We start from the raw sequence: 13,110 nt of genomic DNA on the forward strand, positions 1-13,110 counted from the left end.
TAGGTCGCGGCGTCATGACGTCATGGCGGCGTAACCATATAACCAGGAATACGTTTACATTTTATCGACGAAACGTTAACGTTTCGGCTCCTTAACCCCGACTGCTTGCAGTCATGCTGGAGTTGCCGATGGAACGACCGCCGTTGACCGTCCTCGAGACGGATGTCCTGATCGTCGGCGCCGGCGGCGCGGGCATGAGCGCCGCGATTGCCGCCGCCGACGCCGGCCAGCAGGTAATGATGACCGATCGCAGTCTGATCGGCCGGGGCGGTGCCACCATCATGGCGCAGATGACGGTGGCGGTGGCCCTGGGCGAACAGGAACCCGACGACTGGCGCTTTCATTACGCCGACACGCTGGCCGCCGGACGCGGTCTCTGTAGCGAGCCGCTCGCCCGCCTGCTGTGCGAGGAAGGCGTGGCGGCGATCCGGAAAATGGACGAGTGGGGCGTGGGCTGGGCCCGCGCCGACGGCCACCTGACCCAGGCCCAAGCGCCCGGCCACGACCGCCCGCGCTGCGTGTATGTCGACTTCCTGGATACCGGGCCGGCGGTGGCAACCACGCTGCGCACGCAGGTCGCCAAAGACAAGCGTATCCGGCGCATTGGCGACCTGCTGATCGTCGACCTGCTGGTGGACCAGGGCAGGGTCGTGGGCGCCGTGGCGCTGCACCTGGCCAGCGGCCAACCGGTACTGATCCGCGCCGCCGCCACCATCATCGCCACGGGCGGACTGACGCGGCTCTACCGCCGCAACAGTGCGTCGGTCAACATGGGCGGCGACGGCTACGCACTGGCGCTGCGCGCGGGCGCCAGGCTGATCGATATGGAGTTCGTGCAGTTCTTTCCGATCGGCCACCTGGCGCCGCGCCTGGTCGGCTTCGATCCGATCATGTGGGACCCCTTCCGCTACAAGCTGGGCGGCCGGCTGCTGAATGGACTGGGCGAAGAGTTCGTCGAATCCTACGGGCACCAGGCCGAGTCCGGCGGCTATACCGTCACGCGCGATGCGGCCACCTACGCAATCCTGAAAGAAGTCGAAGCCGGTCGCGGCACGCCGGCGGGCGGCGCCTACCTCAGCTTCCGCCATGTGCCGGAAGCCAAGCTGCGCGCGGCTTTCGGCCCGATCATCGACCGGCTTGCGGCCAACGGCATCGACCTGACGCAGACCATGATCGAGGTGGCTCCGACCGCCCACTATCACATGGGTGGCATACGGGTGAATGTGGACATGGCGACGGACGTCCCTGGCCTGTTCGCCGCGGGCGAAGCCGTCGGCGGCGCCAACGGTGCGAACCGCCTGTCAGGGAACGCGATCACGGAAGCGCTGACCTTTGGCGCGGTGGCGGGCCGGTCGGCGGCCGCGCTGGCGTCGCAGGCGGGGGCTGACGGCGAGGCGGCAGTGCAGGGCGCGGCCGTGCCTGATGTGGCGGCGCTGACCGCCCTGGCCGAGCCGATCGTGGGCTGGCTGCGCGCGTCGTCCCCGACCGGCGCGGTGCCGGTGGCCGAGATGATCGTTGCCTTGCAGGACCTGATGCAGAACGACGTCGGCCCCTTCCGCAACAAGGCGGGCCTGCACCGCGCGGCCGACGCGATCAAGGCCTTGCGCGCCCGGCTGGGCGATGCCCTGCCCGGCGGCACGGGTCCGCAAGACCCGGTGCGGGTCGATGGCCTGGACCTGCGCAATATGCTGCTGGTGGCCGAAGCGGTGGTGATTGCCGCCACCGCGCGCACGGAAAGCCGCGGCGCGCATCAGCGGGATGATCACCCGGGCATGCTGGACGAGTGGACAGTCAACCAGACCCTGGCCTGGCAGGGCGGCCAGTGGACGCTGGCGGTACAGGCGGTGGAGCGCCTGCCTGCTTCTTCTATCGACACGGCCGTGGAGGCCCACGCATGACTTCGATCACCAAGCCCGGCCAGGCAGGCCAGCCCATCGTGCTTCACATCGCTCGCGGCGTGGGGGACGGCGACACCCGCATCGACGACTACACGCTGCCGGCGGGCGCCGCGGCGTCGGTGCTCGACGGCCTGCGGTGGATCCGCGAACACCTGGACGACACACTGGCCTTTCGCTATTCCTGTATCAATGCCAACGCCTGCAAGGAATGCATGATGCATGTCGATGGCGAGGTCGTGTATGCGTGCGTTGCGCGGCTGGAAGACGGCGCGCAGTACGATGTGGCGCCGTTGCCCAATAAGGCGCGCGTTCGCGACCTCGTCTCGGAAATCGCCCCGAGCAAGGAACGGCTAGACCTGGATCCGACCTGATGACTGCTTCCCCCAGCCGGCGCAAACGCGCCACGCCCGCCACCATTCCCGGCGCCACATCCGCCGAAGCCGCCGATCGGCTGCGCATCCTGTCGTCCGCGCATCTGGCGGAAGGCTCCCACGCGGGCCTGTCGGAACTGGAGTTCGGCCTGATCGTGTCGCACAACGCGTTTACGCGCTGGGTGGCGCGCTGCATGCATGCGGCCGGCGAAGCCGACCTGGGGGTCACGGACATACTGGTGCTGCATCACGTGCATCATCGCGACCGGCGCAAGAAGCTGGCGGATATCTGCTTCACGCTCAACTATGAAGACACGCATGTCATCAACTATTCGCTAAGGAAAATGCTGGCGATGGAATTGGTCAACGGGGAAAAGATAGGCAAGGAAGTGCATTACGGCACGACCGAAGCCGGACGCGCGCTGATCGGGCGCTTTCGTGAAGTGCGCGGCCGCTGCCTGATGCCCAGTGTGTCGGGCGAACTGTCGGACGGCGACATGCTGTCCGACATCGCCGCGCAGCTGCGCACCCTGTCGGGCCTGTACGATCAGGCCGCCCGCGCGGCGTCGTCGTTATGAGCGCTCTCAATTTTGAACGATCGCCAGCGGAAGGCGTGGCCGGCGGCGATGGCAAGTGGGCTTTCTGGGTCGATCGTGGCGGCACCTTTACCGATGTGGTCGGCCGCCGGCCCGATGGCTCGCTCGCTACGGTCAAGCTGCTGTCCGAAAACCCCGAGCGCTACCCCGATGCGGCAGTGGCCGGCATCCGTCAGTTGCTTGGCGTCAAAGACAACGAGCCGACGCCGTCGCACCGTATCGACGTGGTCAAGATGGGCACCACGGTGGCGACCAACGCGCTGCTGGAACGCAAGGGCGACCGGGTGCTGCTGGCGATCACGCGCGGCTTCCATGACGCCTTGCGCATTGCCTATCAGAATCGGCCGCGCCTGTTCGACCGCGAGATCATGTTGCCCGAATTGCTGCACGAACGCGTGCTGGAAGTCGATGAGCGGCTGACGTCCGACGGCGAGGTAGTGATTCCGCTGGACGAGGCGGCCGCCGAAGCCGGCCTGCGTGCCGCATTCGCGGACGGGCTGACCTCGATCGCCATCGTCTTGATGCATGGCTATCGGCACACCACGCATGAAGCGCGGCTGGCCGACCTGGCGCGCGCCGTGGGCTTTACGCAAGTGTCGGTGTCGCATGAGGTGTCCCCGCTGATCCGGCTGGTGGCGCGCGGTGACACGACGGTGGTCGATGCCTATCTGTCGCCCGTGCTGCGCAGCTATGTCGACCGGGTCGCGTCGGCGTTGCCGGGCGTGCGGCTGCAGTTCATGCAGTCCAATGGCGGATTGACCGATGCGCGCGCCTTCCAGGGCAAGGACTCGGTGCTGTCGGGCCCGGCGGGCGGCATCGTCGGCATGGCCGGCGTGGCGCGCACGGCGGGCTTCGACCGCGTGATCGGCTTCGACATGGGCGGCACATCCACCGATGTCTCGCACTATGCCGGCGAGTTCGAACGGGTCTTCGACACGCTGGTGGCAGGCGTACGTCTGCGCGCGCCGATGATGAGCATCCACACGGTGGCCGCGGGCGGCGGGTCGATTTTGCAATTCGATGGCGCGCGACTGCGCGTCGGACCGGAATCCGCGGGCGCGAATCCGGGCCCGGCCAGCTATCGCCGCGGCGGTCCGCTGACCGTCACCGACGCGAACGTCATGCTTGGCCGCATCCAGCCCGCCAGCTTTCCAAGCGTGTTCGGGCCCGACGGGAATGAGCCGCTCGACGCCGATGTCGTTCGCACCCGCTTTGCGGAACTCGCGCAACAGGTTGCGCAGGCAACCGGTCAGGCCACGACGCCTGAACAGCTTGCGCAGGGATACCTGGATATTGCCGTCGCCAACATGGCGAACGCGATCAAGAAGATTTCCGTGCAGCGCGGTTACGACGTGACGCGCTACACGCTGGTCACTTTCGGCGGCGCGGGGGGACAGCATGCCTGCCGCGTGGCCGACGCGCTGGCCATTCCGCGCGTGCTGGTGCATCCGCTGGCGGGGGTGTTGTCCGCGTATGGCATGGGCCTGGCCGTGCCGACCGTCATTCGTGAACGGTCCGTGGAACTGCGCCTGGACGATGCAGGACTTGCGCACGCTTCGGACACGCTCGACGCATTGGTGGCTGCGGCCACGGCCGAACTGGTCGCGCAAGCCGTACACGAAGACGGCATCGTCACCGCCCGCCGGCTGTATCTGCGCTACGAAGGCACCGATACCGCACTGCCGGTCGCGTGGCAGGATGCCGCGGCCATGCAGGCGGCGTTCGAAGCTGCGTACCGTCAGCGTTTCGCCTTCTTGATGCCCGGACGGGCGTTGGTGATCGAATCGGCGGTGGCCGAAGCGACCGGGCCGGAAGAATCCGGCACCGCATCGCAGACGCTGTCCCCGCGCACGGCGGACCGTCCGCTCGCGCCGGCGAATACCGTGCGCTTCCACGCGGACGACGGCTGGACCGACGCACCCCTGTTCCGCGGCGCCGACCTGCGACCCGGCGATGTGGTGACCGGCCCGGCCGTGCTGTCGGACGCCAATGCCACGACAGTCGTCGATGCCGGCTGGCAGGCCACCGCCACGGCGCGGGGTGACATCGTGCTCGACCGGGCCGTGCCCCGGCCGCATACGCTGGCCATCGGCACGGACGCCGACCCGGTCATGCTTGAGATCTTCAACAATCTGTTCATGTCGATTGCCGAGCAGATGGGCCATCGCCTGCAGAACACGGCGCATTCCGTCAACATCAAGGAACGCCTGGACTTTTCCTGCGCGATCTTCGATCCGCAAGGGGGCCTGGTCGCCAACGCGCCGCACATTCCGGTGCATCTGGGATCGATGGGCGCGAGCATCCGGGAAGTCATGCAGGCCAACGCCGGCCGCCTGCGTCCGGGCGACGTCTACGTGCTGAACAACCCCTATGCCGGTGGCACGCACCTGCCGGATGTGACGGTGGTGACGCCGGTATTCGACGCCGCGGGCACCGAGATCCTGTTCTACGTGGGATGCCGCGGCCATCATGCCGACATCGGCGGAACCACCCCGGGGTCCATGCCGCCCGATTCGCGCACGATCGACGAAGAGGGGGTGCTGATCACCAATTTCCAGCTGGTCGAACAGGGCCGCCTGCGCGAGGCCGAGTTGCGCGCCGTGCTGGCGGGCGCCACCTACCCGGCCCGCAACATCGACCAGAACGTGGCGGACCTGCACGCGCAGGTGGCCGCCAACGAGAAGGGCCGCGAAGAACTGTTGAACATGGTTGCGACCTTTGGCCTGGACGTGGTGCATGCGTACATGAAGCACGTGCAGGACAACGCCGAAGAATCGGTGCGCCGTGCGATCGAACGCCTGACGGACGGACACTTCTCGGTGCAGCTCGACAATGGCGCAAAGATCGACGTGCGCCTGACCGTGGACCGCGCCACCCGCAGCGCCACGCTGGACTTCAGCGGCAGTTCCCGGCAATTGCCGAACAACTTCAACGCGCCTCGCGCCGTGACCACCGCCGCCGTGCTGTATGTCTTTCGCACGCTGGTCGATGACGACATCCCGATGAACGAAGGCGGCCTCAAGCCCCTGACGCTGATCGTGCCGGAGGGGTCCATGCTCAATCCCGTCTACCCGGCGGCGGTGGTGGCGGGCAATGTCGAGACGTCGACCTGCGTCACCAACGCCCTGTACGGCGCGTTGGGCGTGATGGCAGGCAGTCAGCCGACCATGAGCAACGTCACGTTCGGCAATGCCCGCCATCAGTACTACGAGACGGTATCGGGCGGCTCCGGCGCAGGGGCCGGTTCGATGCCGACGGCGCCTTGACCGGCGGCTTCAACGGGACGTCGGTGGTCCAGACCAATATGACGAACTCGCGCCTGACCGATCCGGAAGTGCTGGAACTGCGTTTTCCGGTGCGGCTTGAACGCTTCGAGATCCGTCCGGCATCCGGCGGACCTGGCGCGTGGACGGGCGGCAATGGCGGGATCCGCACCTTGCGCTTCCTGGAGCCCATGACCGTGTCCTTGCTGGCCAATGGCTGGATCCACCCCGCGCCGGGCGGTGCGGGCGGCGGGCCGGGCGCGCCGGGCGTGGCGCGCGTGCTGCGGGCCGATGGCCGGGTCGAGATGCTCAGGCACGCCGACAAGGCCGAACTGGCCGCGGGCGATGCGTTCGAGATCGAAACGCCCGGTGGAGGAGGCTACGGCGCGAACTAGATGTGCAGGGCGACGCGCGTGGTGCGCCGAGCCTGTGCAAGGTCAGGCGGCTGACTGGACCGGCGTCATGAGGGACTGGAGCGCGACGCGGTCCATCGGCCGGGCAAACAGGTAGCCCTGTACGACATCGCAGCCGGCGTGCTGCAGCCACGCCAGTTGGTCGGGAGATTCCACGCCTTCCGCGATCACCCTCAGCCCGAAGCCGTGAGCCAGCGAGATGATCGCGTTCGCGATCTCGAAGCGCTCGGACGGCAGCTGCCGGACGAAGCTCTGATCGATCTTCAATTTGTTGATCGGAAAGGTCTGCAGATAGGCCAATGAGGAATAGCCGGTGCCGAAGTCATCGATGGACAGTTTGATGCCGAGGGCGCGGATCGCGTGCATGAACGCGACCGCCGTGCCGACATCTTCCATCAGCAGGCTTTCGGTCAGTTCCAGTTCCAACTGGGACGGCGGCAGACCACTGGATTGCAGCACCTCGCTGACCCGGTCAATGAAAGCCGGATCGCGCAGCTGCCTGGCCGAGACGTTGACCGCCACCGTCAATGGCGCGGTGTCCTTGCCCGGCCACCGGGTGGCGTCCCGGCAGGCGCGGCCCAGCACCCACAGGCCGATATGGCTGATCAGCCCGCATTCTTCGGCGACCGGAATGAAGTCGGCTGGCGCGATGAACCCCTTTTCGGGATGGAGCCAACGCACCAGGGCTTCGGCGCCGACCAGCATGCCTGTCCCGCAGTCGAACTGCGGCTGGTAGTAGACGTCCAGTTCTCCGCGGTCAATGGCCTTGCGAAGATCGCGTTCCATCGCGACCCGGCACTGCGTCGCGACCGTCATTTCCCGTTTGAAGGCGACGAAGGTGTTCTTGCCCAGCGACTTGGCGTCGTACAGCGCAATGTCGGCGTTGCTGACGAGGTCCGATTGATTCTGAGCGTCGTCGGGGTACAGGCTCAGGCCCACGCTTGCCCGGGCGAACACTTCCTGCCCGTCGACGTGAAAAGGCCGCCCCAGCGCCGAAGTAATGCGTTCGGCGATCGCCAGCGCCTCGGCCGCATCGGCGATAGGCGACGCCACGACGGCGAATTCATCGCCACCAATACGTCCCACGACGTCATCGGGCCGCACCACGTGGCGCAGCACCTGTCCCACCCTGCGAAGCAGGGCGTCGCCCACGCTGTGGCCCGCCGTATCGTTGACTGCCTTGAAGTTGTCCAGGTCGATCAACAGCAATGCGAATCGCCCGCCAGACGGATTGCGTGGATCGCTGCCTAGGTCCGTGCGTGTCGCGATGCGGGCCGCGATGGTGTCATACACGACACGGCGGTTGCCCAGCTCGGTCACGGGGTCGGTGTGCGCCAGGTAGTCCATCCGGGCCTCGGCTTTTTCGACCCTCGCCCGGGTCTTGGCCATGACGAGCGCGGCGGCCGACAAGGCGCCAAGTGTCGCCATCGCAAACAGTCCCACGTAGCGCAGCAGGCCAATGCCGACTCGGGACGTGCTTGCCACGACAACCACTCGTCCGAGTGCTTCGCGGCGGTACGCCACCGGGCGGGCGACCGCGATCCGTGTGAGCGAGGTGGCGACTCCTTCGGAGCGCAGTTCCAGACGTGTGGCATCGGACGTCCCGGCGTCCGGACGGTGGAACTCGGCAAAGACGGTGTCATCCAGGTCGTAGACCGTGACGGACAGCAGGTAGGGGGCGGCTGCAGCAGGTCGAGCGTCTGCGCCGCGGCCCGCCGGTCCAGGAACATCATCGACGCCGCGACGTTGTCCGCCACCAATGAGGCCTGCACGTTCAGGTCGTCCGTCAGCGACCGCTGCAGGGACGCAAACTGAAAGCCGGTCAGGATGCAGCCCGCCACCATCAGGCTGATCGCCGTCGCCGCCAGCTGTGCGACCCTGAACGATGCCGTGATGGGCTTCTTTTCGGTGTGGACCGTGGCCGTCACAGCACGCTCCTTGCCAACGACAGCAGCTTGGAACTGAAGGTCAGGCCACTGCGCCGCGCGGCGCGGGTATCGATATCGAACCTGACGTGATTGCCTTCGGTCACCAGGGCAATGGCGGCGCTGTCGTTGGGCGACAGCTCGCCGTCGCGCACGATCAGGGTTGCCGGATACGCGGGCGTGCTGGCCGACCCGCTGACCACCAGCACGTCGCAACGTGGCGGCGTCTCGGCCAGGGAGACCGGATAGACCGCCCACTGCCGCGTGCCCACCCGCTTTCCGCGCAGGCGCTGCAGACTGTTCCACAGCTCCCCGTCGGACGTCGTGCAGACGCGGAAGTCGGGTGTGTTCGACGGTCCTTGCCACGTGGTGAACAACGCAAAGTTATAGATGAACGCCGCCTTGAGGGCGACGTCGTCGGCCTGCCCGAACGTGCTGGTGGACACGATCATCAGCACACTGCCTATCAGGACAGCGATGCGGATCGGCATGTGGCGAAACATCTTCAAAACTCGTAGGCCAGCTTGGCGCGCAGCGTGCGGCTTTGCCGTTGCAGGGCTTCCTGCACGAAGGCCGGCCCGGCGGGATCGGCGTATTTCTTGTCGAACGCGTTGTACAGGCTCAACGACACCATGGCCCGAGGGATCACGCGCGTGGAAGACAAGGTCACGTTGGCCACGCAGGCGCCGCCGGTGGCCGCATTGGCCGTCAGGCGCCCCGACGTGCACTGCATTTCGCTGCCCAGGCGGATGTCTTCGCGCAGCACCGGGGTGGTCAGGTTGACCTTGGCCAGTTGCGAGGGCGAGTTGTCCAGGCGTTCTCCGGTCGTCGCATCCTGTGCGCGGTGCCAGGCATAGCTGGCACGCAGGCGCGCTCCGCGCGCGAAGTGGTGCACTACGGACAGTTCCGCGCCGACGGTCCTGATCCGGTCCAGGTTCCTGTAAATGAAGGCACCCGATTCCGGTTCGGTCGTCAAGGAGATCAGGTCGCGCACGGCGTACTGGAACACGGACAGCGTAACGCGGCCCGCCTTGGCATAGGCATGGTCGAGCACCAGTTCGCGCGTCGAGATCCGTTCGGCGCGCAGGTCGGGATTGGGCAGCTGGCCGGCTTCGCCGGGCACCGAGTAGTACAGCTCGTATGCGTTCGGGGCGCGATAGGCCGTGCCGTAGATCAGCTTGGCGGTGCTGCGCGGTGTTAGCGCATAGTTCAGCGCAATGCGCGGATTGAAGTGCCCGCCGGTCACGTTGTCATTGTCGTAGCGGGCGCCCAGGTTCAGCAGGAAGCCTGCGGGCAGGCGTATCTCGTCTTCAAAATAGACGCCGCGGCGGTCGCCCGTGCGCTTGTCATCCATGTACTGCGTGTACGGATCGATGTCGAAGTTGTATTGATTGCGGCGCGCGTCCCGCCGCACGTCCATACCGATCACGATTTTCTGCCGCGCAAGCTGAGTGAAGGTGGCATGCAGGTCGCCGCCCCACCAGATGGCCCGGTCGCCATCGACGTTCGTCGTTGGGGGATCGCCCGGATAGGTGCCGACACCTTCATAGTCATAGCGGCCCCAGTAGGCTTGCCCGCCGAGTGCCACGCCGTCGCTCAGCCGCCGCTGATAGCTCGTGTTGACGAAGCTTTGCGCATCGCGCGTCTGGTTGGGCGCATTGAACACCGCGCCGAACGAGCCCGTCGGGACGCCCTTGGTGCGCTCGCTGTGGGCGGCCGACACGGTCAGGTCGCCGGTGCTTGCCTTGATGAACAAATTCCGCGACCGGTCGTAATCCAGTCGCCGGGCCACGCCGCCATTCTGCGCAGGGGTATCGAATTCGGGGTAATACAGGTCCTGGCCACGACGGTGGGCATCGGTCGCCGATACCAGCAGATCCCGGCCGTCGCCGTCATTCCACCCGTAACTGAAACGCGCTTTTCGCTCGCCATGGCTGCCTACTGCAACCGCCGCTTGCGGTCCGGCAAGATCACGGCCCTGCCGCGTAATGACGTTGATGACGCCAAAAAAAGCATTGGATCCGTAGACCGCGGCGCCGGGACCCGGCACGTATTCGATCCGGTCCACCAGATCCAGGTCGAGCAGGGCCTCGGTGCCGATGGCGGCCTGGTCGTAGACGGAGTCATTGGTGCGATAGCCGTCGATCAGCAGCAGGAAGCGGCTGTCGTAGTCCCCGGGGCGGGAAAAGCCCCGTGCACCCAGATAGGAATAGTTGCGGTCGCTTGTCACATACAGGCCCGGCAGCGTCGCCAGCGCGTCACCCAGCGTCCGCCAGCCGTACTCCCTGATCTCCGTCGCGGTCAGCACCACCACCGCCGAGGGGGCATCCGAAATCGGCTGCGGCAGGCGCGAGGCCGTGCGCACCACCGCCACTTCCAGCAGCTGTTCCAGCGGCAGGTCGGTCAGGGCGGCGCTGTCCGTATCCGGGGTGATGCGATCGAGCGTCAGGGCGTCGCCCGCCGCCACGGCCGCTGCCGCAGGGTTCGGGAAAAACGTGCAACTGGCCCCGGCAGTGAGTGAAGCCAGAAGCAGGGCAGGACCGAATCGGAAGGTGGCGCTGGGCATGGACACTCAAAGCAAGCCTGCGTCCGTTACGCAGGGTGTCCAGCTAACGACACAAACTGGCGATACTTGAGCGCAAGACCCGCTCAAGTCGTTGCTGTTTGTTATAGCGAGCGCTTACGCCGCTTGCGCCAGCGCCCGTTCGATCCGGTGCCGCGACACCGTCGTCTTGGGCACTTTGAAGGGGAACCAGCTGCGCACGTCTTCGTCCAGGCCGATGCCGTGCATGAAGTTGTAGATGGCCTTGCGTAGCGCGACGCCCAGTGCGTCGTGGTCCACCCCGGTCGGATCGTCAAAGCCGATGTCGTTCTTGGCGAAGCTGACCGGTGGCAGGGGCCGCAGCGTAACGCCATACGCTTCCGGGTCTTGCCCGACCGGCGAATGCACCGTACAGGTAAATCGGTGGAAAAACCCGCTCTGGATGCAGCCGTTGGCGAACAGCTGGCGCACGTATTCCAAGGCATCCACCGTATCCTGCACCGTCTGCGTTGGAAATCCGTACATCAGGTAGGCATGGACCAGAATGCCCGCGTCGGTGAACGCCCGGGTGACCCGCGCCACCTGATCCACCGATACCCCTTTTTTCATCAAGGACAGCAGGCGGTCGGAAGCAACTTCGAGTCCGCCCGAGACGGCAATGCAGCCACTGTCGGCCAGCAGCTCGCACAGGTCCGGCGTAAACGTTTTCTCAAAGCGGATGTTGCCCCACCACGAAATGCCCGTATTGCGCGCGATCAGTTCCGTGGCAAGCGCCTTGAGCGCCTTGGGGGCGCGGCTTCGTCGACGAAGTGGAAACCGGTCTGCCCGGTCTCCTTCACGATCGCATCGACCCGGTCCGCCAGCACGATGGCCGATGCGCCTTCATAGCGGCCGATGTAATCGAGGCTCACGTCACAGAAACTGCACTTTTTCCAGTAGCAGCCATGGGCCACGGTCAGCTTGTTCCAGCGGCCATCGCTCCACATGCGGTGCATGGGATTCAGCATGTCCAGCAGCGACAGGTAACGGTCCAGCGGCAGGCCGTCCCAGGTCGGCGTGCCGACTTCCGCAAAAGCGATATCGGGCTCGACCATGTTGACGTAGCGGACCTGGCCCGTCTCGGCATCGCGAAGGAACGTGCGCACCAGCCGCTGGCGCGACCGCTCTCCCTGAATATGGGCCAGCAGCGCAAGCAGCGGCCGTTCGCCCGCATCCAGCGTCACATAGTCCACATGATCGAATACGCGCGGATCGGACAGCTCGCGCAGTTCGGTATTCACGAAGCCGCCGCCCAGCACGGTCACGATGTGCGGGTGCGCGGCCTTGATGGTCTGGGCAATCCGGAACGCGGCGTATACCGACCCCGGGAAGGGCACCGACAGCAGCACCACCGTGGGCTGATGGCGATCGATCGCGGCCAGCGTCAGTTCGCGCAGCGTGTCGTCGACCAGGTTCGGCGGGGCGGCCAGGGCCTCCGCCAGGGGATCGAAGGTCGGCTGGCTGGCGGCCAGCGACTCGGCATACCGGACGAATTCGAAGCGGGGATCGACCGCATCGCGCAGCACGTCCGACAGATCGTTCAGGTACAGCGTGGCAAGATGCTTGGCGCGATCATGCAGGCCCAGCGCCCCGAACGCCCACCCCAGCGGATCCCCGCCGTCTTCGTCGATGTAGACGTCGAGCGAGGCAAAGCGCGGCCCTTCCGGCAGGTAATGGCGGCCGGCAATACGATGCGCCAGCGTCGTGTCGCGGCCCTGCAGGAAGGCAATGGTGGCCGTGATGGTGCCCAGGTATTGCTTGCGCTGCGCAACGAATGCCTGGATCGACGGCGTCTGCGACAGTACCGGCAGGGTGTCGATGTGCCGCGCCACCGCCTCGAGCCCCTCACGCGACAGCAGCTTGAGCACCAGCGCAAGGGCAAGGTCTTCCTGCACCGCGGTCATGCCGCGCGAACGCAGAAAGCCGGTCAGGTAGGCGGTGGACGGATAGGGCGTGTTCAGCTGCGTCATCGGGGGGATGACGGACAGCACACGTAAAGGCTGGGCCGACATGAAAGGGGGCGCGAAACGCCGCCTGGGGAAGGGAGACCCGTGATTATAGGC

At 66.3% G+C, this 13,110-nt stretch carries 6 protein-coding genes and 2 pseudogenes; 4 read left to right on the forward strand and 4 right to left on the reverse strand.

Features of this window, described 5'->3' with window-relative positions; all coding sequences use genetic code 11:
* The first annotated feature begins 128 nt into the window (after positions 1–128).
* From ACNANG_RS20605 to ACNANG_RS20620, 4 genes and pseudogenes are all read left to right on the forward strand, one after another.
* On the forward strand, positions 129–1,898 hold the full coding sequence (locus tag ACNANG_RS20605; protein WP_420224576.1) for an FAD-binding protein: 1,770 nt from the start codon (positions 129–131) through the stop codon (positions 1,896–1,898).
* On the forward strand, positions 1,895–2,269 hold the full coding sequence (locus tag ACNANG_RS20610) for a 2Fe-2S iron-sulfur cluster-binding protein (protein WP_420224577.1): 375 nt from the start codon (positions 1,895–1,897) through the stop codon (positions 2,267–2,269). The genes ACNANG_RS20605 and ACNANG_RS20610 overlap by 4 nt, the downstream gene beginning before the upstream one ends.
* Positions 2,269–2,847: a winged helix DNA-binding protein gene (locus ACNANG_RS20615; protein WP_420224578.1), complete on the forward strand. Its 579-nt coding sequence runs from the start codon at positions 2,269–2,271 to the stop codon at positions 2,845–2,847. Before ACNANG_RS20610 ends, ACNANG_RS20615 begins: the two co-directional genes overlap by 1 nt.
* Positions 2,844–6,523, forward strand: a pseudogene (locus ACNANG_RS20620) (hydantoinase B/oxoprolinase family protein). Before ACNANG_RS20615 ends, ACNANG_RS20620 begins: the two are co-directional and overlap by 4 nt.
* Before the next feature lie 42 nt (positions 6,524–6,565).
* Here the strand turns inward: ACNANG_RS20620 and ACNANG_RS20625 are convergent.
* The 4 genes and pseudogenes from ACNANG_RS20625 to ACNANG_RS20640 form a co-directional block, all read right to left on the reverse strand.
* Positions 6,566–8,026, reverse strand: a complete 1,461-nt coding sequence (locus ACNANG_RS20625) for a putative bifunctional diguanylate cyclase/phosphodiesterase (RefSeq protein ID WP_420224579.1) — start codon at positions 8,024–8,026, stop codon at positions 6,566–6,568.
* Positions 8,027–8,465: 439 nt separating this feature from the next.
* A complete protein-coding gene (locus ACNANG_RS20630; protein ID WP_420224580.1) occupies positions 8,466–8,969 on the reverse strand; it encodes a YfiR family protein in 504 nt (167 codons plus the stop codon).
* A gap of 2 nt (positions 8,970–8,971) precedes the next feature.
* Positions 8,972–11,032 carry a TonB-dependent receptor plug domain-containing protein gene (locus ACNANG_RS20635; protein ID WP_420224581.1) on the reverse strand — a complete coding sequence of 687 codons (2,061 nt, stop codon included), beginning with the start codon at positions 11,030–11,032 and terminating at the stop codon, positions 8,972–8,974.
* A 114-nt stretch (positions 11,033–11,146) separates the two neighbouring features.
* Positions 11,147–13,059, reverse strand: a pseudogene (locus ACNANG_RS20640) (B12-binding domain-containing radical SAM protein).
* Between the last annotated feature and the right edge of the window lie 51 nt (positions 13,060–13,110).

It is taken from the genome of Pigmentiphaga litoralis (genome assembly GCF_048632615.1).
In the GTDB taxonomy this organism is placed as follows: domain Bacteria; phylum Pseudomonadota; class Gammaproteobacteria; order Burkholderiales; family Burkholderiaceae_B; genus Pigmentiphaga; species Pigmentiphaga litoralis_B.